The 21,685-nt window shown below is 68.5% G+C and carries 17 protein-coding genes, 4 pseudogenes and 1 riboswitch; of the genes and pseudogenes, 7 read left to right on the top strand and 14 right to left on the bottom strand.

The features are described from left to right. Positions 1-4: 4 nt before the first annotated feature. The 3 genes from metW to ACHMXE_RS43625 all read right to left on the bottom strand — a co-directional run bounded on the left by metW (position 5) and on the right by ACHMXE_RS43625 (position 2,469). The gene (gene metW, locus ACHMXE_RS43635; protein WP_203203470.1) at positions 5-592 is read right to left on the bottom strand and encodes a methionine biosynthesis protein MetW; all 588 of its coding nucleotides are present in this window, start codon (positions 590-592) and stop codon (positions 5-7) included. Next, positions 589-1,749, bottom strand: coding sequence for a homoserine O-acetyltransferase (locus ACHMXE_RS43630; protein ID WP_209540203.1), 1,161 nt, complete (start codon positions 1,747-1,749; stop codon positions 589-591). The genes metW and ACHMXE_RS43630 overlap by 4 nt, the downstream gene beginning before the upstream one ends. A 156-nt stretch (positions 1,750-1,905) precedes the next feature. Next, entirely contained in the window at positions 1,906-2,469 is a 564-nt protein-coding gene (locus tag ACHMXE_RS43625) for a TMEM165/GDT1 family protein (RefSeq protein ID WP_395349570.1), read from the bottom strand. An 8-nt stretch (positions 2,470-2,477) separates the two neighbouring features. Further along, a riboswitch (yybP-ykoY riboswitch) is annotated at positions 2,478-2,667 on the bottom strand. Positions 2,668-2,933: 266 nt separating this feature from the next. Between ACHMXE_RS43625 and ACHMXE_RS43620 the strand changes: the two are divergent. Then, positions 2,934-3,463, top strand: a pseudogene (locus ACHMXE_RS43620) (RNA recognition motif domain-containing protein). 71 nt (positions 3,464-3,534) lie between these two features. On the opposite strand, the gene ACHMXE_RS43615 reads toward ACHMXE_RS43620, so the two are convergent. From ACHMXE_RS43615 to ACHMXE_RS43600, 4 genes and pseudogenes are all read right to left on the bottom strand, one after another. Continuing rightward, positions 3,535-4,323, bottom strand: a complete 789-nt coding sequence (locus tag ACHMXE_RS43615; protein ID WP_203203473.1) for an SDR family oxidoreductase — start codon at positions 4,321-4,323, stop codon at positions 3,535-3,537. A gap of 10 nt (positions 4,324-4,333) precedes the next feature. After that, positions 4,334-5,011 carry an LPS export ABC transporter periplasmic protein LptC gene (gene lptC, locus ACHMXE_RS43610; RefSeq protein ID WP_395349569.1) on the bottom strand — a complete coding sequence of 226 codons (678 nt, stop codon included), beginning with the start codon at positions 5,009-5,011 and terminating at the stop codon, positions 4,334-4,336. Continuing rightward, positions 5,008-5,556, bottom strand: a complete 549-nt coding sequence (locus ACHMXE_RS43605) for a KdsC family phosphatase (RefSeq protein ID WP_395349568.1) — start codon at positions 5,554-5,556, stop codon at positions 5,008-5,010. Before ACHMXE_RS43605 ends, lptC begins: the two co-directional genes overlap by 4 nt. Continuing rightward, positions 5,556-6,558: pseudogene (locus tag ACHMXE_RS43600) on the bottom strand (SIS domain-containing protein). The gene ACHMXE_RS43605 and the pseudogene ACHMXE_RS43600 overlap by 1 nt, the downstream one beginning before the upstream one ends. Before the next feature lie 125 nt (positions 6,559-6,683). Between ACHMXE_RS43600 and ACHMXE_RS43595 the strand changes: the two are divergent. Beyond that, entirely contained in the window at positions 6,684-8,669 is a 1,986-nt protein-coding gene (locus ACHMXE_RS43595; RefSeq protein ID WP_203203476.1) for a monovalent cation:proton antiporter family protein, read from the top strand. 12 nt (positions 8,670-8,681) lie between these two features. Here ACHMXE_RS43595 and ACHMXE_RS43590 read toward each other — a convergent pair whose 3' ends face one another. From ACHMXE_RS43590 to rpmH, 7 genes and pseudogenes are all read right to left on the bottom strand, one after another. Then, positions 8,682-9,632, bottom strand: coding sequence for a zinc-ribbon domain-containing protein (locus ACHMXE_RS43590; RefSeq protein WP_395349567.1), 951 nt, complete (start codon positions 9,630-9,632; stop codon positions 8,682-8,684). Between the two features lie 76 nt (positions 9,633-9,708). Then, positions 9,709-10,170, bottom strand: coding sequence for a Crp/Fnr family transcriptional regulator (locus ACHMXE_RS43585; RefSeq protein WP_203203478.1), 462 nt, complete (start codon positions 10,168-10,170; stop codon positions 9,709-9,711). Positions 10,171-10,276: 106 nt separating this feature from the next. Continuing rightward, a pseudogene (gene mnmE / locus ACHMXE_RS43580) lies at positions 10,277-11,687 on the bottom strand (tRNA uridine-5-carboxymethylaminomethyl(34) synthesis GTPase MnmE). 76 nt (positions 11,688-11,763) lie between these two features. Continuing rightward, positions 11,764-13,452: a membrane protein insertase YidC gene (yidC, locus tag ACHMXE_RS43575; protein WP_395349566.1), complete on the bottom strand. Its 1,689-nt coding sequence runs from the start codon at positions 13,450-13,452 to the stop codon at positions 11,764-11,766. Further along, positions 13,449-13,736 carry a membrane protein insertion efficiency factor YidD gene (yidD, locus tag ACHMXE_RS43570; RefSeq protein ID WP_057591857.1) on the bottom strand — a complete coding sequence of 96 codons (288 nt, stop codon included), beginning with the start codon at positions 13,734-13,736 and terminating at the stop codon, positions 13,449-13,451. The genes yidC and yidD overlap by 4 nt, the downstream gene beginning before the upstream one ends. After that, entirely contained in the window at positions 13,733-14,155 is a 423-nt protein-coding gene (locus tag ACHMXE_RS43565; protein ID WP_395353051.1) for a ribonuclease P protein component, read from the bottom strand. The genes yidD and ACHMXE_RS43565 overlap by 4 nt, the downstream gene beginning before the upstream one ends. 86 nt (positions 14,156-14,241) lie before the next feature. Continuing rightward, positions 14,242-14,375, bottom strand: a pseudogene (rpmH, locus tag ACHMXE_RS43560) (50S ribosomal protein L34). A 370-nt stretch (positions 14,376-14,745) separates the two neighbouring features. Between rpmH and dnaA the strand changes: the two are divergent. The 5 genes from dnaA (at position 14,746) to ACHMXE_RS43535 (ending at position 21,603) form a co-directional block, all read left to right on the top strand. Next, positions 14,746-16,125: a chromosomal replication initiator protein DnaA gene (gene dnaA, locus ACHMXE_RS43555; protein ID WP_395349564.1), complete on the top strand. Its 1,380-nt coding sequence runs from the start codon at positions 14,746-14,748 to the stop codon at positions 16,123-16,125. 121 nt (positions 16,126-16,246) lie between these two features. Beyond that, a complete protein-coding gene (dnaN, locus tag ACHMXE_RS43550) occupies positions 16,247-17,353 on the top strand; it encodes a DNA polymerase III subunit beta (protein ID WP_203203481.1) in 1,107 nt (368 codons plus the stop codon). 140 nt (positions 17,354-17,493) lie between these two features. Next, the gene (gene gyrB / locus ACHMXE_RS43545) at positions 17,494-20,115 is read left to right on the top strand and encodes a DNA topoisomerase (ATP-hydrolyzing) subunit B (RefSeq protein WP_395349563.1); all 2,622 of its coding nucleotides are present in this window, start codon (positions 17,494-17,496) and stop codon (positions 20,113-20,115) included. Positions 20,116-20,462: 347 nt separating this feature from the next. Next, positions 20,463-20,984, top strand: a complete 522-nt coding sequence (locus ACHMXE_RS43540) for a hypothetical protein (protein ID WP_203203483.1) — start codon at positions 20,463-20,465, stop codon at positions 20,982-20,984. A gap of 130 nt (positions 20,985-21,114) precedes the next feature. Next, positions 21,115-21,603 carry a hypothetical protein gene (locus tag ACHMXE_RS43535; protein ID WP_395349562.1) on the top strand — a complete coding sequence of 163 codons (489 nt, stop codon included), beginning with the start codon at positions 21,115-21,117 and terminating at the stop codon, positions 21,601-21,603. Positions 21,604-21,685 lie beyond the last annotated feature (82 nt).

Below are 21,685 nucleotides of genomic sequence, written 5' to 3'. Positions count from 1 at the left end.
GCCTTCAGCCCCCGTGCTCGAACTTGAACACCGCGGTGCTCGCGCGCGCATTGGGCAGCCAGCGCACGTCGCGGCCGTCCTGCAGGCCGAAGGCATCGAGTACGCGCAGGTTGTTCTTGCGCGCGAGCACCTCGAAGTCCTTGAAGGTGCCCACGCGGATGTTGGGCGTGTCGTACCACTGGTAGGGCAGCCGCCGCGTGACCGGCATGCGGCCGCGCGCCACGCTGATGCGGTTGGGCCAGTGCGCGAAATTGGGGAAGGCCACGATGCCGAAGCGGCCCACGCGCGCGGTCTCGCGCAGCATCACCTCGGCATTGCGCAGGTGCTGCAGGGTGTCGATCTGCAGCACCACGTCGAAGGTGGCGTCGTCGAACATCGCCAGGCCTTCGTCGAGGTTGAGCTGGATCACGTCGACGCCGCGGCGGATGCACTGCAGCACGTTGCCGTCTGCGATCTCGACGCCGTAGCCGGTGCAGCCGCGCTCGCGCTGCAGCAGCGCGAGCAGGGCACCGTCGCCGCAGCCGAGGTCGAGCACGCGCGAGCCCTCGGGCACGAGCGATGCGATGTGGCGCTGGATGTCGTTGTCGCTCACGATGCGATCTCCTGCGCAACGCGCTCGAAGTAGGAACGCACCACGCCCATGTAGCGCACGTCGTCGAGCAGGAACGCGTCGTGGCCGTGCGGGGCGTCGATCTCGGCGTAGCTCACGTTGCGGCGGTTGTCGAGCAGCGCCTTCACCAGCTCGCGGCTGCGCGCGGGCGAGAAGCGCCAGTCGGTCTTGAAGCTCACGAGCAGGAACTTGGCGCTGGCGCGCGCGAACGCGGCCGTGAGGTTGCCGCCGTGCTCGCGCGCGGGGTCGAAGTAGTCGAGCGCGCGCGTGATCAGCAGGTAGGTGTTGGCGTCGAAGTACTCGCTGAACTTGTCGCCCTGGTAGCGCAGGTAGCTCTCGATCTGGAACTCGATCTCCTGCGTGGAGTAGCGGTAGGCCGCGTCGTTGCCGCCGGACTCGCCCTCGACCGCGTTGCGCAGCAGACGGCCGAACTTCGCGTTCATGACGTCGTCGCTGAGGTAGGTGATGTGACCGATCATGCGGGCGATGCGCAGGCCGCGCTTGGGGATCACGCCGTGCTCGTAGAAGTGGCCGCCGTGGAAGTCGGGGTCGGTCACGATGGCGCGGCGCGCCACCTCGTTGAAGGCGATGTTCTCGGCCGTGAGGTTGGGCGCGCTCGCGACCACCACCGCGTGGCGCACGCGCTCGGGGTACTGCAGCGTCCACGACAGCGCCTGCATGCCGCCGAGGCTGCCGCCCATCACCGCCGCGAGCGTGCGGATGCCGAGCGCGTCGAGCAGCGCGGCCTGGGCGTCGACCCAATCCTCGACCGTGACCACCGGGAAGTCGGCGCCGTAGACGCGGCCGGTCGCGGGGTTGACGTGCATCGGCCCGGTGGAGCCGAAGCAGGAGCCGAGGTTGTTGACGCCGATGACGAAGAAGCGGTCGGTGTCCAGCGGCTTGCCGGGCCCGACCATGTTGTCCCACCAGCCCGCGGACCGGGCCTGGCCCTCGTAGACGCCCGCGACGTGGTGCGAGGCATTGAGGGCGTGGCACACGAGCACCGCGTTGCTGCGGTCGGCATTGAGCGTGCCGTAGGTTTCGTAGGCGAGCGTGTAGCTGCCGATGGTCGCGCCGCTGCGCAGGGCCAGCGGGCCCGCGAACTGCATCGACTGGGGGGTGACGACCAACGAGGACATGAAATGAAAAACCCGGCCTCGCCAAAAACGAGCCGGGTCACGGCATCCGTCTTTAGCTGTATTTATCAAGCGCCCGCAAGCTGGAGCAAATCGGCGCGAGAGGCAGTATATCGCCGCGGGCCCGGGACGGCAGGCCCCGGGCTTTGGACGGCGGCGCTACCAGCCGATCAGCGCGACCACGCCCAGCACCAGGAAGATGACGGCCGAGATCGAGTGCACGAGCTTGATCGGCACGCGCTTGACGATGCGGTCGCCGAGCCAGACCACCGGCGCGTTGGCCAGCATCATCCCGAAGGTGGTGCCGAGCACGACCCAGAAATAGGCCTCGGTGAAGCGCGCCGCGAGCATCACGGTGGCGATCTGCGTCTTGTCGCCCATCTCGGCGAGGAAGAAGGCGATGACCGTGGTGCCGAAGACGCCGAAGTGCGAGGAGCGCGGGGCATCGTCGTCGTCGAGCTTGTCGGGGATCAGCATCCAGATCGCCATCGCGATGAACGAGCCGCCGAGGATCCAGCGCAGGATGTCGGGGCCGAGCCAGTGGGTGATCCAGTTGCCGACCGCGCCCGCGAGCGCGTGGTTGATGACGGTGGCGGCGAAGATGCCCGCCACGATCGGCCAGGGTTTTCTGAAACGGGCCGCCAGCAGGAGGGCGAGCAACTGGGTCTTGTCGCCCATTTCGGCGAGCGCGACGACGCCGGTCGCGACGAGAAAAGCTTCCATGAAAAAACGGTTCCTTGGCCGAAGGGACGCAATTGACCGTGCAACACCTTCGGCCAAATTTCCCGAAGTTGCACGGTCAATGGTCTCGCCAGGTGTTGTTCTTCACTGCCCGCGCCATGTCCTGTGTGGGGCAGGACAAGTCTGTTGACACGGGCCCTTCTCGCAGATGGAAGGCGGCTACTCCCCAATGACGGGCAAATTCTAACCCTTAAGTGTCAAAGGCCCGGCGCGGGGCCTGGTTAGTAAGCGTGCGCCAACTCCAATAGGCCAAATCTGTGCTACCGCAAGAAGCAATTTCCTGCTTGCATTTCTTGTATTTCACCCATAATGCACGAGCCTCCCTTTTCATTTCGGGTTGGAGGCACCGGGTGATCGGACAGTTTCGCGCGACTCGGCGGCTCTCGTTTGAGTGATGCTAATCGGGACTCCATCGCTTTTCTTGATGTGTTTATAGGAGTCCCTTGATGGGCAACAAACTGTACGTCGGCAACCTGCCTTACTCGGTGCGCGACGGTGATCTGGAGCAGGCATTCGGTCAGTTCGGTGCTGTGACCAGCGCCAAGGTCATGATGGAACGCGATACCGGCCGCTCGAAGGGCTTCGGCTTCGTCGAGATGGGCAGTGAAGCGGAAGCACAGGCCGCCATCAACGGCATGAACGGCCAACCCCTGGGCGGCCGCAGCGTGGTCGTCAATGAAGCCCGTCCGATGGAAGCACGTCCCCGCGCAGCGGTGGTGGCGGCTACGGCGGCGGTGGTGGTGGTTATGGCGGCGGTGGTGGCGGTGGCTACGGCGGCGGCGGTGGTGGCGGCTACGGCGGTGGTGGTGGCGGCGGTCGCAGCGGCGGCGGTGGCGGCTACGGCGGCGGTGGCCGCAGTGGCGGCGGCGGCGGTGGTGGCGATGGCGGTTTCCGCAGCCCCTACGGCGCCGGCCCGCGTGGCGGCGGCGGCGGTGGTCGCGGCGGCTACGGTGGCGGCGGCAACAGCGGCTACTGATCGCTTTCCCAAAAAGACAAAAGGCTCCTTCGGGAGCCTTTTTCGTTGCCGCGGCCGGTGCGGCCTCGGGTTCAGCCTTCGCCGCGCCGCTTCTTCCGCCCGCGCCCCTGCACCGCGCGGTCGAGCAGCGCATTGGGCAGCATGCGCATGATCTTCGCGACCACGCCCATCTGCCAGGGAATCACGCGGTAGCTGGCGCCGCTCTCGATCGCGCCCAGCGCCCGGTCGGCGAAGGCCTCGGGCTTCATCAGGAACGGCATGCCGTAGCGGTTGCCCTGCGTGAGCGGGGTGTCGATGTAGCCGGGCAGCAGGGTCACGACCTTGACGCCGCTGTCGTGCAGCTCGCCGCGCAGGCTCTCGCAGTAGGCGACCACGCCGGCCTTGCTCGCGCAGTAGGCGCCGTGCCCCGGCAGTCCGCGAATGGCCGCGACGCTCGCGATGCCGACCAGCCGTCCGCTGCCGCGCTGCGTCATCGCGCGCACGAAGGGATGGAAGGTGGCGGCCAGCCCGACGTTGTTGGTGGCGAAGGTCTGCGTCAGCACGTCGAGGTCTTCGCGCTCCGCCGTATCGATGCCCACGCTGATGCCGGCATTGGCGATCACCACGTCGGGCACGCCCTGGCGCTCGATGCAGGCGGCGCCGGCGGCCACGATGCTGTCGGTGCGCGCCACGTCGGCGCTGTAGATCAGGTAGCGGCCGCGGTCGAGTCCGCGCGCGGTGGCCCAGGCCTCGATCTCGCCGGTGCGGCGCGCGACCAGCGCCAGCCGGTAGCCCGCGTCGTAGAAGCGCGCGGCCAGCGCCTGGCCGATGCCGCTGGAGGCGCCGGTGATGAAGACGAGGGGCGACGGCGCGGTGGTCATGGCGCGGCGCTCAGCGCTTGCCCGCGGCGGCGGGCGCCTTCCCTGCGGGGGCCTTGGCCGCCGGCACCTTCGCCGAGGGCATCATCGTGCCGCGCACGCGGCCGTTGAGGTTGGCGATGCCGGTCAGGTTGTCGTAGTCCATCGTGTCGGCGGTGAACTGGTCGGTGCCGCGGATCAGCGTGACGGGCTTGTTCGACTGCACGCGCTCGGTGTCGAGGAAGGCATGCAGGAAGTCGCCGCGGAACTCCAGCCGCGGCGAGGCCTTGCCGCTGGCGCCGACGGCCGCGTCGCGGATGACGACCGCGTTGCCGAACAGCTGGATCTCGCTGCCGTCGGAGTTCGACAGCCCGCGGTTGGCGGTGGCGTGGGTGGTGAAGCCCTGCGGCGACACCGAGCGCATGCGCACCTCGTCGACCTCGATGGTGTCGGTGTCGGGGTAGTGCCGGCCTTCCTTGCCGAACAGCTCGCTGCGCAGGTCGCCGCTGGGCAGGAAGTTCTTGATGACGAAGCCGCGCATGAAGTAGTCGGGCTCGTGGGTGGGCGCGACCTTGGCGGTGGGCTCGAGCAGCTTGGGCGCGTTGCGCACCAGCCAGTAGGTGCCGAGCGCGACCGCGGCCGTCAGGATGATCGGCAGGTAGATGGTGACGCGATCGAACACGTCGCGCAGGAGGTTCCAGGCCTGCTTCATAGGGCGGTGTTCCGTGCGACGTCGAGCAGGCGCCGGTACTGTCCGCTGGCGGTGACCAGCAGATCGCAGAATTCGCGCGCCGCGCCTTCGCCGCCGCGCGCGCGGGTCACGTAGCGCACGGCATCGCGCACCTCGACGTGGGCATTGGCCGGCGCGGCCGCGAAACCCACGCGCCCCAGCACCGGCAGGTCGGGCCAGTCGTCGCCGATGGCCGCGGCCTGCGGCCAGCCGAAGCCCAGCGACTGCAGCATGGCCTCGGCGGACGGCAGCTTGTCCTCGGTGCCGTAGCGCACGTGCTCGATGCCGAGCGCCTCGAGCCGCACGCGCAGCGGCTTGGAATCGCGCCCGGTGATCACCGCGGGCAGGATGCCGGCCTTGCGCAGCAGCTTCAGGCCGTAGCCGTCGAGGATGCTGAAGCGCTTGAGGGTCTCGCCGTGCTCGGTGAAGTAGACGCCGCCGTCGGTCAGCACGCCATCGATGTCGAAGAAGGCGATGCGGATGTCCTGCGCGGCGAGCAATGTCTCTGGCTGGAATTTGAAGGGCATCAGATGACCTTCGCGCGCATCAGGTCGTTGATGCTGAGGGCGCCGATCAGCAGGCCCGCGGCGTCGACCACCAGCACGCTGGTGATGCGGTGCTGTTCCATCAGCTCGGCCGCCTCGACGCCCAGCGCGTCGGCGCGCAGCGTGCGCGGACCGCGGTGCATGACGTCGGCCGCGGTGAGACCGCGCAGGTCCCCGCCGGTCTCGACCCTCCGGCGCAGGTCGCCGTCGGTGAAGATGCCGATGGCGCGGCCCTCGGCATCGACCACCGCGGTGGCGCCCAGGCCCTTGGAACTCATCTCGCGCATCAGCTCGCTGAAGCTGGCGCCCGGCACCACGCGCGGCACGTCGGCGCCGGTGCGCATGAGGTCGCTCACATGCGTGAGCAGCTTGCGCCCCAGCGCCCCGCCCGGATGCGAACGCGCGAAGTCCTCCGAGCCGAAGCCGGCGCGCATCGAGCAGCGCCACGGCCAACGCGTCGCCCATCGCCATCTGGGCGGTGGTGCTCGCGGTGGGTGCGAGGTTCAGCGGGCAGGCTTCCTTGGCGACACCGGCGTCGAGCACGATGTCGGCATGCCGGGCGAGCGTGGAATCGGCGCGGCCCGTGATCGCGATCAGCGGCACCCCCTGGCGCTTGACCACCGGCAGGATCACCGTGAGCTCCTCGACCTCGCCGCTGTTGGAGATGGCGAGCACGAGGTCGACCGCCTTGATCATGCCGAGGTCGCCGTGGCTGGCCTCGGCCGGGTGCACGAACATCGCCGGCGTGCCGGTCGATGCCAGGGTGGCGGCGATCTTGCGGCCGACGTGGCCGCTCTTGCCCATGCCCATCACGACCACGCGGCCGCGCACCTCGAGGATCTTGCGCACGGCATCGACGAAGCTGTCGCCCACGCGCGCCTTGAGGCCGAGCACGGCTTCGGCTTCGATGTCGAAGGTGGCGCGCGCCCGCGCGAGCATCGCGGCGGGATCGACCACGGGGGGCGTGGGGGGGCTGGAGGGCATCGGCGGATTTTACGGGCCGCGCCCCGCCGCCTCGCGGTTCCCCGGCGAGCCCCTACGCCGCGGCCCCGGAATGGACCCGAAAGCCCCGCCACGCGCGCACGGCTCTTGCTCTAGCATCGCCCACCATGTCTTCGTTCGATCTCACGCTCTTGTATCTGGTGGCCGCGGTGATCGGCGTGGTGGCATGCCGCTTCCTCAAGCTGCCGCCGATGCTCGGCTACCTGACGGCCGGCGTGCTGATCGGCCCGCATGCGCTGGCGCTGGCGCAGAACTCCGAAGGCATCCGGCACCTGGGCGAATTCGGCGTGGTGTTCCTGATGTTCGTGATCGGGCTCGAATTCAGCCTGCCCAAGCTGCGCGCGATGCGCAAGCACGTGTTCGGACTCGGGCTGCTGCAGGTGCTGCTGACGATGGCGATCGCCACCGTGGGCGCGCTGCTGATCGCCTCCTTCCTGCCGCCCGACTGGCGCCTGGGCTGGCAGACCGCGCTCGCGCTGTCGGGCGCGCTCACCATGAGCAGCACCGCCATCGTGGTCAAGCTGATGGCCGAGCGGCTCGAGCTCGAGAGCGAGCACGGCAAGCGCGTGATGGGGGTGCTGCTGTTCCAGGATCTGGCGGTGGTGCCGCTGCTGGTGCTGATCCCCGCGCTGGGCGCGCCGCCCGAGGCGCTGGCCAAGGCGCTGGGCTTCGCGCTGCTCAAGGCCTGCCTGCTGATCGGCGTTCTGCTGTACGGCGGGCCGCGCGTGATGCGCTGGTGGCTCACCCTGGTGGCGCGGCGGCGCAGCGAGGAGCTGTTCATCCTCAACGTGCTGCTGGTCACGCTGGGCCTGGCCTGGCTCACCGAACTCGCGGGCCTGAGCCTGGCGCTGGGCGCCTTCATCGCGGGCATGCTGGTCTCGGAGACCGAATACAAGCACCAGGTCGAGACCGACATCCGCCCCTTCCACGACGTGCTGCTGGGCCTGTTCTTCATCACCGTGGGCATGTCGCTCGACTGGCACATCGTGGTCGAGCGCTGGCTGCTGGTGGCGGTGCTGCTGCTGGTGCCGCTGCTGTTCAAGCTCGGCCTCGTGACGCTGCTCGCGCGCAGCCTGGGCGCGACCTCGGGCGTGTCGCTGCGCACCGGCCTCTACCTGGCGCAGGCCGGCGAGTTCGGCTTCGTGCTGCTGACGCTGGCGCAGGAGCGCAGCCTGCTGCCGCCCTGGCTGGCCAACCCGGTGCTGGCCTCGATGGTGCTGTCGATGCTGGCCACGCCCTTCATCGTGATGTACAGCAACGCGATCGTGCGCAAGCTGGTGGCCAGCGACTGGCTGCAGCAGTCGCTGCAGATGACGAGCATCGCGCGCAAGACGATCAACACCGCGCGCCACGTGATCATCTGCGGCTACGGCCGCTGCGGCCAGAACCTGGCGCGCATCCTCGAGCGCGAAGGCATTCCCTACATGGCGCTCGACCTCGACCCCGACCGCGTGCGGCAAGCCGCCGCGGCCGGCGACTCGGTGGTCTTCGGCGACGCCGCGCGGCTGCAGGCGCTGATGGCCGCGGGCCTGGCGCGCGCCAGCGCGGTGGTCGTGACCTACCTCGACGTGCCCGGCGCGATGAAGGTGCTGGCCAACACGCGCGCCCATGCGCCGCAGGTGCCGGTGATCGTGCGCACGCAGGACGACCACGACCTCGAGAAGCTGCAGGCCGCCGGCGCGACCGAGGTGGTGCCCGAGGCCATCGAGGGTTCGCTGATGCTCGCCAGCCATGCGCTGGCGCTGGTCGGCGTGCCGATGCGGCGCGTGATCCGCGTGGTGCAGGACCAGCGCGACGCGCGCTACAACCTGCTGCGCGGCTACTTCCACGGCGCCGACGACGACAACGCCGACGAGCTCGACCACGAGCGCCTCAACACCTTCACGCTCACGCCGGGCGCGCGCGCCATCGGTCAGACGCTGGAGCGGCTGTCGCTGCAGGGCCTGGGCGTGCGGGTGGCGAGCCTGCGGCGCCAGGACGGCCAGCCGCGCGTGCCGGCCGAGGACACCGTGCTGTCGGACGGCGACACGCTGGTGCTGTCGGGCAAGCCGGCCGCGCTGGCGATGGCGATCGAGCGACTGCAGAAGGGCTGAGCCCGCCGGGGCTCAGTTCACCAGCGTCGGGTTGCGCTTCTCCTCGTCGAGCTGCTGCTGGCGCCGCACCGCTTCGCACTGGGCGTGGCCGCGGAACTCGGGCTTGGCGCATTGCGCGGCCATGCATTGGGCCCTGGCGATGAAGTTGCGGTCGCCGCACTGCGATTGCGGATCGGCCGGCGCGGCCACCGGGGCCGGCGCGGGAGCCGCCGCGGGTGGTGGCGCTGCCGCGGGCGCCTCGGCCGCGGCCGGCGCGGCCGCGGGAGTGGTTGCCTTGCGCGCGGCCTTCGGCGCGGCGGCCGCGACGGGCCTGGTCGCGGGCGCAGGGGGCTCCTCCACGGCCGGCGCGGCGGGTGCCGGGGGGGCCGGAGGCGCTTCGGCCGCCGGCGCCGGCTCGGCAGGCGCGGGCGGCGGTGCCGGTACAGGCGCCGGTTGCGGCGCGGGCGCCACGACGGCCGGCGTGGGCGACGCGGGCGCGGCACCGCGGCCGCCGAAGCCGTACCAGCCCGCCGCGATCATCGCCACGCCCAGCACCAGCAGGCCGACCCAGAGCCACATGCCGCTTCGGCCGGCTGCCGGCTGGGCCGGCTGGGCCTGCGTGCGCTCGCGGCGGCGCGCACGACGGGCCTCGGCGGATTCGTCGGACGAGGATTCCGGCTTCGGCGCGCGCTTCGGCTTGCCCGCGCCGACCAGCACGGTGCGGTCGGCATCGCCGTCCCGCGGCTGGCCCTTGCCGCCGGGCGTGACGGCGGCCGCGTCGTAGAGCTCGCCGGGAATGGTCGGCGCGCGCAGCTGCGCGGGCGCGGTCGCGGCCCATTCGCGCTCGAAGCGCGTGCTCGGATTGGGCGTGGGCGCGGGCGGAACCGGCGGCGCCGAGGCGGGCGTCAGCCGCTCGCCGCAGCGCATGCAGAAGTTGGCGCCCTCGCGGTTCTCCGCGCTGCAGACGGGACAGATCAAGGCCATGGCGAAGTGGGGCAATCCAGGAAGAACATGCTGGCTGGCAAGGGCCGCATGGGGGCTCGTCGTCTCGGGGCGCTGTTCAGGTCACCGCGACCCGCTTGGAGCGGTGCGCCATGCGCTTGGCGATGACGGCGCCGAGCGCCATCGTGAGCTCGAGCGCGAGGTTGGGTTGCCGGTTCGACATCTCGGAGAAGCGCACCGTGGTGAGGCGCCAGACCCGGCCGGCGCCCGTGACCACCACGTTGGCCGCGTGCGGCTGGCGCGAGAAGAACGAGCCTTCGCCGACCACCGAGCCCGCGGCGAGCACCGCCAGGCGCATCTGCTCCTTGCTGCTCACGCGATGCACGCTGAGCGCGCCGCTCTCGAGGAAGAAGACCGAGCGGTCCTGCGCGCCCTGGGCGATCAGCACGTCGCCGACGTTGACGTCCTGCGGCTGCAGATACCCGGCCAGCGTGTCCCACTGCTGAACGTTGAGGATCAGCGCAAAGGCATCGTTGCTGGTGTTGTCCGCGATCGCGCGGCTCAGGTTCTGGATCGACATGCTGCTCTCACTCGCCCCCGGGCAGTTCAGCCGGAGTATCCGCGAACGGCCCACATTTCGGCTACAAATGTTTACGCAATGACGGCGCCGGTTGCGCCGAGTGTCGCTATTTGCCGATACAGAACCGCGAAAAGATGACACCCAGCAGGTCGTCGGCGCCGAACTCGCCGGTGATCTCGTTGAGGGCGTTCTGCGCCAGCCGCAGCTCCTCGGCCAGCAGGTCGAGCGACTGGGCATGGGCCGAAAGATGCTCGGCCGCCAGCGCCAGGTGCATCTCGACCTGGCCCAGCGCCTGCACATGGCGCGCGCGCGCCAGGTACACGCCCTCGGGCACGGCCTGCCAGCCGGCCATGGCCAAGAGCTGCTCGCGCAGCGCCTCGATGCCGGCGCCGGTCTTGGCCGACAGCGCGATGCCTTCGGCCGGCGCGGCCACCGAGCCGGCCGCATCGAGCTTGTTCCAGACGTCGAGCACCGGCACGCCCGCGGGCAGCTTCTGGCGCAGGCCGCGCAGGATCTCGGCATCGGCCGCGGCGTAGTCGGGCGCGGCGGCGCGCGTCAGGTCGTGCAGGAACAGCACCGCGTCGGCGCTCTCGATCTGGCCCCAGGCGCGCGCCACGCCGATCTGCTCGACCTCGTCGCTGCTCTCGCGCAGGCCGGCGGTGTCGGCCACGTGCAGCGGCACGCCGTGGATCTGGATGGTCTGCGACACCACGTCGCGCGTGGTGCCGGCCACGGCGCTCACGATCGCGAGCTCGGCGCCGGCCAGCGCGTTGAGCAGCGAACTCTTGCCGGCATTGGGCTGGCCCGCGATCACCACCTTGATGCCCTCGCGCAGCAGGGCGCCCTGGCGCGCGCGCTGCTGCACCGCCGCGAGCTGCGCCTGCAGCCGCGCGAGCTGGCCCGCGGCATCGGCCTTCTGCAGGAAGTCGATCTCCTCCTCGGGGAAGTCGAGCGTGGCCTCGACCAGCATGCGCAGGTGGATCAGCGCATCGCGCAGGGTGTGGATCTCGCGCGAGAAGGCGCCCGACAGCGAACGCCCGGCGCTGCGCGCCGCGGCCTCGGTGCTGGCGTCGATCAGGTCGGCGATGGCCTCGGCCTGGGCCAGGTCGATCTTGCCGTTGAGGAAGGCGCGCTGGCTGAATTCGCCGGGCTCAGCCACGCGCAGGCCCGGCAACCGGGGGGCGGCCGGTGACGGCGTCGGGCTCGGCCGCGGCCTCGAGGCAGCGCGCCAGCAGCAGCTGCAGCACGACCGCGCCGCCATGGGCCTGCAGCTCGAGCACGTCCTCGCCCGTGAACGAATGGGGCGCGGGGAAATGGAGCGCCAGCCCGTGGTCGACCGGCTCGCCCGCGGCATCTCGAAAGGGCAGGTAGGTGGCCTCGCGCGGCTTGAGCGGCCGCGCGCACAGCGCCTCGATCAGCGGCGCGAGTCGTGCGCCCGACACCCGCACGATGCCGACCGCGCCGCGTCCGGAGGCGGTGGCGATGGCGACGATGGGATCGGAAGCGCGGGTGAGCATGGGCGGATTCTTTCAGCAAAAACGACAAAGGGCCGCTCGCGCGGCCCCTCGGGGAAAACGGTGACGCCGCGCCGGCCTACTTGCCGAGCACGCCGAGCCGCTTGTTGATCACCCACTGCTGAGCGATCGACAGGATGTTGTTCGTGATCCAGTACAGCACCAGGCCGGCCGGGAAGAAGATGAACATCACGCTGAAGGCCAGCGGCATGATCCACATCAGCTTGGCCTGCATCGGATCGGGCGGCGTCGGGTTCAGCCAGGTCTGCAGCAGCGAGGTGGCCGTCATCACGATCGGCAGGATGTACCAGGGGTCGGGTGCCGACAGGTCGGTGATCCAGCCGATCCAGGGCGCGTGGCGCATCTCGACCGAGGACAGCAGCACCCAGTACAGCGCGATGAACACCGGGATCTGGATCACGATCGGGAAGCAGCCGCCCATCGGATTGACCTTCTCGGTCTTGTAGATCCGCATCATCTCCTGCTGCATTTCCTGCGGCTTGTCCTTGAGCCGCTCGCGCATTTCCATGATCTTCGGATTGATGGCCTTCATCTTGGCCATGCTCGCGTAGGCCTTGGCGTTGAGCCAGTAGAAGGCGGCCTTGAGCAGCACCACCAGCGCCACGATCGACCAGCCCCAGTTGCCGATCAGGCCGTGCAGCTGGTTGAGCAGCCAGTACAGCGGCTTCGAGATGATCGCGAAGATGCCGTAGTCCTTGACCAGGTCGAGGCCCGGCGCGATGGCTTCGAGCTTCTTCTCTTCCTCGGGGCCGGCGAACAGCGTGCTGTTGACCACCTGGGTCGCGCCCGGGGCGATCTTCGGCAGCGTGGCCACCATGGCGATGGTGTAGAGGTTGTCGCCCAGGTCCTTCACGCGGAATTCGCGCTTCAGGCCTTCGCTGGCCGGGTCGCCGCGCAGCAGCCAGGCCGACACGAAGTAGTGCTGGACCATGGCGATCCAGCCGTCGTTGGCGGCCGGCGGGGGCTCGACCTTGCCCTTGGTGATGTCCGTGAACGCGAGCTTGTGGAACTTCTTCTCGTTCGTGTAGGCCGCCGGACCGGTGAAGGTGTTGGTGCCGAACATGGTGCTCGAGGCCACGGTGCCGTGGCGCAGCAGCTGCATGTAGAGCTGCGCATCGCGCGGCTGGTCGCTCACGTTGACGACTTCATGGCGCACGCCGATGGAGTAGTCGCCGCGGTGGAACACATAGGTCTTGACGTACTTGAGGCCACCGACCGGCGCGCTCTCGAAGCCGACTTCGAGGGTGTTCTGGCCGTTGGCCATTTCGCGCGGACCGGCCTTGGGCGCCATCGGCGTCAGGTGGTTCGGGAAGCGCTCGCCGGTGTCGACCTGGTTCAGCAGGCCGGTCTGCGCGAGGTAGCGCGTGGCGGGCGAGCCGTTCTCGAACAGCACCACGTGCTTGGTGCGGTCGTTCTCGTCGTACTTGAGCAGCTCGAGGTAGTTGACCGTCGCGCCTTCGCTGTCGATCGTCGCCTTGAACAGGTCGGTGGTGACCGTGACCTGTTCCTTCGGCACGGCGGCCGCGGCCTGCGTGGGCACGGCACCCGCGCTGGCACCCGGTGCGGCACTGGCGCTGGGCACGCTGCTGCCGGCGGCGCCGGTGGTGGGCGCGGGCGCCGTGACGGCGGGCTTGGTCGAGGGCAGGAAGGTCGGCTTGTTGCCGTTGAAGACCTGCCATTGGTCCCACAGCAGCACCAGCGAGAACCCAAAAATCACCCACAGGATCGTGCGGCGTATATCGTTCATGACGAAGACTTCTTGTCGGAGGAGAGAAGAGACGAAAACAGCGAGCCTGACCGGTCCGTGCGACGCTGTGATTTCGGTGGGACCGGATCGTGCCCGCCCTGGCACCAGGGCTGGCAGCGCGCGATGCGGTGCAGCGTGAGGTAGCTGCCCTTGAGCGCGCCGTGCACCTCGAGCGCCTCGATCGAATAGACCGAGCAGGTCGGCTCGAAACGGCACGACTGGCCGAGCCAGGGGCTCAGCAGCAGGCGGTAGCCTTTGACGAGGCCGATCAGCAGGCGTTTCATGGAGAAGACCGTGCGGGTGGCGCGGCAGGCGCGCGCGCCGGTGCCGGGCGCGCGGCGCGCTCCAGCAACAGTTCGAGCTCGGCCCGCACGGCTCGCTTGAGCCGCTCGGACGAGGCACTCACGAATTCCTTGCGGTCGAAGGCCGACTTCAGGCGAACCACATGCGCCCCGCGCGGCAATCCCGCGTGGGGCAGGGCGCTCACGCTGTAGATCTGGCGCTTGATCGCATTGCGCGTGACCGCGCGGCGCGCCCAGCGCTTGGGCACCATGGCACCCAGCCAGACGTCGTCGGACGCAAAAAGCTGCGCGCTCGATTCGGAATCGAGCGCGCAGCGATGCAATGCGAAATGGGCAGTGCGGGCCACGGTGGCACCTGCGAGAACGGCCTGGAACTGCGCGCGGGTCTTGAGCCGCTGCATGGGAGCCGGGCTGGACACGCCGCTGGCGCGAGCCGTCGAAGCTGGCTCGGGCGTTCCGGCTGCTGGCAACTGCCGTGGGTCGGGCGTCAGACGGCCAGGCGCTTGCGGCCCTTGGCGCGGCGTGCGTTGATGACGGCACGGCCGCCACGGGTCTTCATGCGGACCAGGAAACCGTGGGTACGGGCGCGGCGGACTTCGATGCTTGGTAGGTGCGTTTCATGATGAGATTTCCTGATTCCCCTGTTTCCTCGGCAGTTCCGCGGTCATCGGCCCCTGGGGAATCCATGGGCTCGACGGGCGAGGGCTGCGCGAAAGGCGCTGGGTGCGGTTGGTTCCGGCCTCGTTGGGCTCAGCCGGTGGTTCGGTCGGACCCCGAAAGACGCAAAGAGGTTTTCAGGGAAACCCGCAATTATCGCAAACATTCGGCCCGGCAACAATCTTCGAGCGACTTTGCGGGCCTTTCCCCAGCCGTCCAGGGTATGTGGATAAGGTTTTGACAAGTTAGAATGCGCGGCGCCTTCCAGCAGAGAATATCCACAATACAAACAGCAAAAAAATGGCAGAGGGAACCATCCAAAATCCGAGCGCCCATGTCGACTGACGGCATCGGCGAAAGCCTCTGGCAGGCCTGCGTCGACCAGCTCGCGCAGGAGCTGTCCGAACAACAGTTCAACACCTGGATCAAGCCCCTCACCGCCGAGGTCGCCGACGACCTCTCGCGCATGACGGTGTTCGTCGCCAACCGCTTCAAGCTCGACTGGATCCGGGCCCAGTACGCCGGCAAGATCGCCGGCATGGCCGAGAAGATCTACGGCCAGCCTGTCGCCATCGAGTTAGCGCTTGCTCCTCGGGAAATCCCCGTGCGTGCTGCGCCGGTGGCGGTCACGACCGAGACCGACGTGCCGCGCGACGTGGCCGGCCCGGGCGAGGAACCGCCGGCCGCCGGCTTCAAGAACCGGCTCAATTCGGGCCTCACCTTCGACACCCTGGTCGAGGGCACGGCCAACCGCATGGCGCGCGCCGCGGCGATGCACGTGGCCGGCATGCCGGGGCATCTGTACAACCCGCTTTTCATCTACGGCGGCGTGGGCCTGGGCAAGACCCACCTGATGCACGCGGTGGGAAACCGGCTGCTGGCCGACCGGGTCGATTCCAAAGTTCTCTACATCCACGCCGAGCAGTTCGTCTCGGATGTGGTCAAGGCCTATCAGCGCAAGACCTTCGACGAGTTCAAGGAGCGCTACCACTCGCTCGATCTGCTGCTGATCGACGACGTGCAGTTCTTCGCCAACAAGGACCGCACGCAGGAAGAATTCTTCAACGCCTTCGAAGCCCTGCTGGCCAAGAAGTCGCACATCGTGATGACCAGCGACACCTATCCCAAGGGCCTCGCGGACATCCACGAGCGGCTGGTCTCGCGCTTCGACTCGGGCCTCACGGTGGCGATCGAGCCGCCCGAGCTCGAGATGCGCGTGGCGATCCTGATCAACAAGGCCCGCGTCGAGGGCGCCGAGATGCCCGAGGAAGTCGCCTTCTTCGTGGCCAAGAACGTGCGCTCCAACGTGCGCGAGCTCGAGGGTGCGCTGCGCAAGATCCTGGCCTATTCGCGCTTCAACCAGAAGGAGATCTCGATCGCCCTGGCGCGCGAGGCGCTGCGCGACCTGCTGTCGATCCAGAACCGGCAGATCTCGGTGGAAAACATCCAGAAGACGGTGGCCGACTACTACAAGATCAAGGTCGCCGACATGTACAGCAAGAAGCGCCCGGCCTCGATCGCGCGGCCGCGGCAGATCGCGATGTACCTGGCCAAGGAGCTGACGCAGAAGAGCCTGCCCGAGATCGGCGAGCTGTTCGGCGGACGCGACCATACGACCGTGCTGCACGCGGTGCGAAAGATTTCGGGCGAGCGCCAGCAGCTCACCGAGCTCAACCAGCAGCTTCACGTGCTCGAGCAGACGCTCAAGGGTTGAAACTGAAAACCAAAGTCAACCAGGCCGGACGCCGCGACAGCGGAGAATGGCGGTCTGTGCGGGGCGGTGGGGCCCCGACCGACCAAGCTGATTCAAAGAGATAAGAGAAGAGGTAGAAGACATGATCGTCCTGAAGGCAACACAAGACAAAGTCCTCGCCGCGCTGCAGTCGGTGGCGGGCATCGTGGAACGGCGACATACCCTGCCGATCCTCGCCAACGTGCTGATCCGCAAGACCGGTGGCCAGATCCAGCTGACCACCAGCGACCTCGAGATCCAGATCCGCACCACCGCCGAGCTCGGCGGCGACGAAGGCAACTTCACCACCACCATCGGCGCGCGCAAGCTGATCGACATCCTGCGCACGATGCCGGCCGACCAGACCGTGAGCCTCGAGTCGAGCGCGAGCAAGCTGGTGCTCAAGGGCGGCAAGAGCCGCTTCACGCTGCAGTCGCTGCCCGCGGAAGACTTTCCGCTGGTGCAGGAAGCCGCCAACTTCGGCCCGGTGTTCAGCGTGCCGCAGAAGACGCTGAAGGACCTGCTCTCGCAGGTCTCGTTCGCGATGGCCGTGCACGACATCCGCTACTACCTCAACGGCATCCTGTTCGTCGCCGAGGGCAAGCAGCTGAGCCTGGTCGCCACCGACGGCCACCGCCTGGCCTTCTCCTCGGCCACGCTCGACGTGGAAGTGCCGCGCCAGGAAGTGATCCTGCCGCGCAAGACCGTGCTCGAGATGCAGCGCCTGCTGTCCGACGCCGAAGGCGCGATCGAGATGCAGTTCGCCAACAACCAGGCCAAGTTCAGCTTCGGCGGCATGGAGTTCGTCACCAAGCTGGTCGAGGGCAAGTTCCCCGACTACAACCGCGTGATCCCGAAGAACCACAAGAACTCGGTCACGCTGGGCCGCGCGCCACTGCTGGCCAGCCTGCAGCGCACCGCGATCCTGACCAGCGAGAAGTTCAAGGGCGTGCGCCTGAACATCGAGCCGGGCACCTTGCGCATCGCCTCGAACAATGCCGAGCAGGAAGAAGCGCAGGACGAGCTCGACATCGACTACGGCGGCGACGCCATCGAGATCGGCTTCAACGTCACCTACCTGATCGACGCGCTGGCCAACATGGGCCAGGACATGGTGAAGCTGGACCTGGCCGATTCCAACAGCTCCGCGCTGTTGACCATTCCCGACAACGCGTCCTTCAAGTACGTCGTGATGCCGATGCGGATCTAGTCACCCCGCGTCACCACAGCGCCTTGCGCACACAGCCCGCGGTTCGCCCCCGCGGGTTTGCGCTTTCAAGAGGCCTGAAAAACCGGGTGCCCGCGAGTCCGTGGACCCCGTGAATCCGTGAGAGATAGAGGAATATCCGAATGAGCGCAGAAGAGAACAAGCCGGAAGTGCCGCACACCGAACCGGTCTACACACCCGAGATCGACAACGCGGTGCCGATCGAGGTCAAGCCCGATACCTCCTATGGCGAAGGCTCGATCACGATCCTCGAAGGCCTCGAGGCCGTTCGCAAGCGCCCCGGCATGTACATCGGCGACACCTCCGACGGCACCGGCCTGCACCACCTGGTGTTCGAGGTCGTCGACAACTCCATCGACGAAGCGCTCGCCGGCCACTGCGACGACATCGTCGTCACCATCCATTCCGACAACTCGGTCTCGGTGACCGACAACGGCCGCGGCATCCCGACCGGCGTGAAGATGGACGACAAGCACGAGCCCAAGCGCTCGGCCGCCGAGATCGCCCTCACCGAGCTGCACGCGGGCGGCAAGTTCAACCAGAACAGCTACAAGGTCTCGGGCGGCCTGCACGGCGTGGGCGTGAGCTGCGTGAACGCGCTGAGCGTGATGCTGCGCCTGGTGGTGCGGCGCGAAGGCAAGATCCACGAGCTCGAGTTCAGCCGCGGCTTCGTGCAGGACCGCCTGCTCGAAACCGTGAACGGCTTCGAGGTCTCGCCGATGAAGATCATCGGCGACACCGACAAGCGCGGCACCGAGGTGCACTTCCTGCCCGACACGGAAATCTTCAAGGAGAACAACGATTTCCACTACGAGATCCTCTCCAAGCGCCTGCGCGAGCTGAGCTTCCTGAACAACGGCGTGCGCATCCGCCTGAAGGACGAGCGCACCGGCAAGGAAGACGACTTCTCGGGCGCCGGCGGCGTGCGCGGCTTCGTGGAGTTCATCAACAAGGGCAAGACCGTCCTGCACCCGAACTCGTTCTACGCGGCGGGCGAGAAGCCGGCCGACACCTACGGCGGCATCCCCGGCACGCACATCGGCGTCGAGGTCGCGATGCAGTGGAACAGCGGCTACAACGAGCAGGTGCTGTGCTTCACCAACAACATCCCGCAGCGCGACGGCGGCACCCACCTCACGGGCCTGCGCGCGGCGATGACGCGGGTCATCAACAAGTACATCGAAGAGAACGAGCTGGCCAAGAAGGCCAAGGTCGAGGTCACCGGCGACGACATGCGCGAAGGCCTGTGCTGCGTGCTCAGCGTGAAGGTGCCCGAGCCCAAGTTCTCGAGCCAGACCAAGGACAAGCTGGTGTCGAGCGAAGTGCGCGCGCCGGTGGAGGACATCGTCGGCCGCCTGCTGACCGACTACCTGCAGGAGCGCCCGAACGACGCCAAGATCATCTGCGGCAAGATCATCGAGGCCGCGCGCGCCCGTGAAGCCGCGCGCAAGGCCCGCGAAATGACGCGCCGCAAGGGCGTGCTCGACGGCATGGGCCTGCCGGGCAAGCTGGCCGACTGCCAGGAGAAGGACCCGGCGCTGTGCGAGGTCTACCTGGTGGAGGGCGACTCCGCCGGCGGTTCCGCCAAGCAGGGCCGCGACCGGAAGTTCCAGGCCATCCTGCCGCTGCGCGGCAAGATCCTGAACGTCGAGAAGGCGCGCTACGAGAAGCTGCTGACCAGCAACGAAATCCTCACGATGATCACCGCCCTGGGCACCGGCATCGGCCGTGCCGGCGCGACCACCGCAGGCGGCGGCGCCGACGACTTCAACGTCGCCAAGCTGCGCTACCACCGCATCATCATCATGACCGACGCCGACGTGGACGGCGCGCACATCCGCACGCTGCTGCTGACCTTCTTCTACCGCCAGATGCCCGAGCTGGTCGAGCGCGGCCACATCTACATCGCGCAGCCGCCGCTGTACAAGGTCAAGGTCGGCAAGGAAGAGCAGTACCTGAAGGACGGCAATGCGCTCGACGCCTTCCTGCTCAAGGTCGCGCTGAAGGACGCCAGCATCGAGACCGGCGGCGTCACCTCCACCACGCTCAGCGGCGACACGCTGGCCGAGCTGGCGCGCAAGCACCAGGTGGCCGAGGCCGTGATCCACCGGCTGCGCAACTTCATGGACGCCGAGGCCCTGCGCGCCATCGCCGACGGCGTGGCGCTCGACCTCGACACCACGCCCGCGGCCGAGGCCTCGGCCGTGGCGCTGCAAGCCAAGCTGCGCGAGCTCAACACCACCGGCGTGCCGGCCGAGGTCAGCAACGAGTTCGACGCGCGCACCGACAAGCCGCTCTTGCGCATCAGCCGCCGCCACCACGGCAACATCAAGAGCAGCGTGATCACGCAGGACTTCGTGCACGGCGCCGACTACGCCGCGCTGTCCGGCGCCGCCGACACCTTCCGCAACCTGCTGAGCCCCGAGGGCGCCGTGGTGCGCCGCGGCGAGGGCGAGCGCGCCAAGGAAGAGAAGGTGCTCGATTTCCGCCAGGCCATGCTGTGGCTGATCGGCGAGGCCGAGCGCGCCACCGCGCGCCAGCGCTACAAGGGCCTGGGCGAGATGAACCCCGAGCAGCTGTGGGAGACCACCATGGACCCGACCGTTCGGCGCCTGCTGCGCGTGCAGATCGACGACGCGATCGAGGCCGACCGCGTGTTCACGATGCTGATGGGCGACGAGGTGGAGCCGCGCCGCGAGTTCATCGAGCAGAACGCGCTGCGGGCGGCGAACATCGACGTCTGAGTCGATTTCCGCCCTCGCGTCACGCCGCCGTGGTTCGTACCCGGCGGCGTTTTTCATGGGGCGCCCGATCGCCGCGCCCGGCTGCTTCGCACCATTCGCATGCCGCTTCGCGGCGGAGTGCGCGCACGCAACGCGGGCGGCTCGCGCGGGCGACCAAGGGTTTGTCTGAGGGTGGGCGACCACACAGTCTGTAAACGCTTGTCACAAGCCCGTCACCAGCTATTAAAACAATAGCGTTCAAAGCCTCGGCGAGGATCGTTCCTCGTAAACGCTATATCTAGCCCGAGTCTTGCTAAGCAAAATCCTCGACGAATTCCGCGTCACCCCTGATCGAGGACACCGAAGCAATGAAATCCATGCGTCTCAGCCGGTCCCTGGCCGCCCTTGCAACGTGCGGTGCGGCCGCCTTCCTCGGCGCGACCCTTCCGGCCCACGCGGCCCCGAATCCGCCCATCCAGACCGCCCAGGGCGTCGAATACATGTGCGGCGGCAACAGCAAGGACGAAGCCGCGTTCATGCAGATGGTGTCGCCGCGCTGGGCCGCCACGATCGAGCTCGGCATCAATGGCAGCCCCGCGCAGCGCGCGAGCTTCCCGGCCCGCGCCAAGGTCGAGGTGCGCGAGCGCTACACCGGCCGCGCGATCATGGAAGCGCAGTCGCAGGGCCCGTACATGCTCGCGCGGCTCGACCCGGGCGCCTACGACGTCAACGTCACGCTCGGCGGCCTCACGCTGACGCAGCCGCTGGTGGTGTTCGCGGGCGTGCCCGCGAAGGCGACCTTCATGTGGCCGTCGAACTTCGACATGGCCTCGGTGCTGCCGCCGCAGCCCGAAACCCAGGCGATGGCGCAGACCAGCGCCGCGCGCTGAGGCGCCGCCCGCGCGCTTCCACGGCCGGCGGCCACCCGCCGCGCCGTTTCGTTAAGTCCTGTCTAAGCCGTGCGCCGCACAGTGGCGCCGTGGTTTTCCGCCACGAGAGCAAGGAAAGAAAGGACTGACCATGACCCCCCTGATTTCACCGCGCGCGCGGCCGCTGGCCGCCGCCCTGCTGTGCGGCGCCCTCGCGTTCGGCGCGCTCGCCACCTCCGCGCAAGCCGCGTTCAACCCGCCGATCCGCATGTCGCACGGCATCGAATACATGAGCGGCGGCATCGGCAGCGACGAGGCGAAGCTGATGGAAACGGTCCTGCCGCGCTGGCCGGCGAGCTTCGAATTCGCGATCAAGGACCACCAGGGCGCGGACTTCGCGGCCGACGTGCACGTGACGGTGCGCGATGGCCGGGGCGTGGCGCTGCTCGACAACGTGGTGGCGGGCGGGCCGTTCATGGTGGCGCGGCTCGAGCCCGGCAGCTACCAGGTCGAGGCCACGCTGCGCGGTCAGACGCTCAAGCAGCCGCTGCAGGTGGTGTTCGGCACGCCCACCAAGGCCACCTTCCTCTGGCCGGCGGGCACCGACATGGCCGCCGTCGGCACGCGCGCGGTGCAGTAGGCACGCGAAGGCACGGCGGCACGGGCGCCGGGTGCATGCGCTCACCTCGCCGCCGGCGGCCCGGTGCCGGCCGGCCCGGCAT

Origin of the sequence: Variovorax sp. UC122_21, assembly GCF_044056785.1 — a bacterium.
GTDB lineage: Bacteria > Pseudomonadota > Gammaproteobacteria > Burkholderiales > Burkholderiaceae_C > Variovorax.
This window is presented reverse-complemented; position numbering and strand designations above follow the sequence as displayed.

What these genes read in the sequence shown, in the direction of transcription:
- ACHMXE_RS43630 (WP_209540203.1), bottom strand. Translation starts at nt 1,749, where the DNA reads ATGTCCTCGTTGGTCGTCACCCCCCAGTCGATGCAGTTCGCGGGCCCG.
- ACHMXE_RS43625 (WP_395349570.1), bottom strand. Translation starts at nt 2,469, where the DNA reads ATGGAAGCTTTTCTCGTCGCGACCGGCGTCGTCGCGCTCGCCGAAATG.
- ACHMXE_RS43615 (WP_203203473.1), bottom strand. Translation starts at nt 4,323, where the DNA reads ATGACCACCGCGCCGTCGCCCCTCGTCTTCATCACCGGCGCCTCCAGC.
- lptC (WP_395349569.1), bottom strand. Translation starts at nt 5,011, where the DNA reads ATGAAGCAGGCCTGGAACCTCCTGCGCGACGTGTTCGATCGCGTCACC.
- ACHMXE_RS43605 (WP_395349568.1), bottom strand. Translation starts at nt 5,556, where the DNA reads ATGCCCTTCAAATTCCAGCCAGAGACATTGCTCGCCGCGCAGGACATC.
- ACHMXE_RS43595 (WP_203203476.1), top strand. Translation starts at nt 6,684, where the DNA reads ATGTCTTCGTTCGATCTCACGCTCTTGTATCTGGTGGCCGCGGTGATC.
- ACHMXE_RS43590 (WP_395349567.1), bottom strand. Translation starts at nt 9,632, where the DNA reads ATGGCCTTGATCTGTCCCGTCTGCAGCGCGGAGAACCGCGAGGGCGCC.
- ACHMXE_RS43585 (WP_203203478.1), bottom strand. Translation starts at nt 10,170, where the DNA reads ATGTCGATCCAGAACCTGAGCCGCGCGATCGCGGACAACACCAGCAAC.
- yidC (WP_395349566.1), bottom strand. Translation starts at nt 13,452, where the DNA reads ATGAACGATATACGCCGCACGATCCTGTGGGTGATTTTTGGGTTCTCG.
- yidD (WP_057591857.1), bottom strand. Translation starts at nt 13,736, where the DNA reads ATGAAACGCCTGCTGATCGGCCTCGTCAAAGGCTACCGCCTGCTGCTG.
- ACHMXE_RS43565 (WP_395353051.1), bottom strand. Translation starts at nt 14,155, where the DNA reads ATGCAGCGGCTCAAGACCCGCGCGCAGTTCCAGGCCGTTCTCGCAGGT.
- dnaA (WP_395349564.1), top strand. Translation starts at nt 14,746, where the DNA reads ATGTCGACTGACGGCATCGGCGAAAGCCTCTGGCAGGCCTGCGTCGAC.
- dnaN (WP_203203481.1), top strand. Translation starts at nt 16,247, where the DNA reads ATGATCGTCCTGAAGGCAACACAAGACAAAGTCCTCGCCGCGCTGCAG.
- gyrB (WP_395349563.1), top strand. Translation starts at nt 17,494, where the DNA reads ATGAGCGCAGAAGAGAACAAGCCGGAAGTGCCGCACACCGAACCGGTC.
- ACHMXE_RS43540 (WP_203203483.1), top strand. Translation starts at nt 20,463, where the DNA reads ATGAAATCCATGCGTCTCAGCCGGTCCCTGGCCGCCCTTGCAACGTGC.
- ACHMXE_RS43535 (WP_395349562.1), top strand. Translation starts at nt 21,115, where the DNA reads ATGACCCCCCTGATTTCACCGCGCGCGCGGCCGCTGGCCGCCGCCCTG.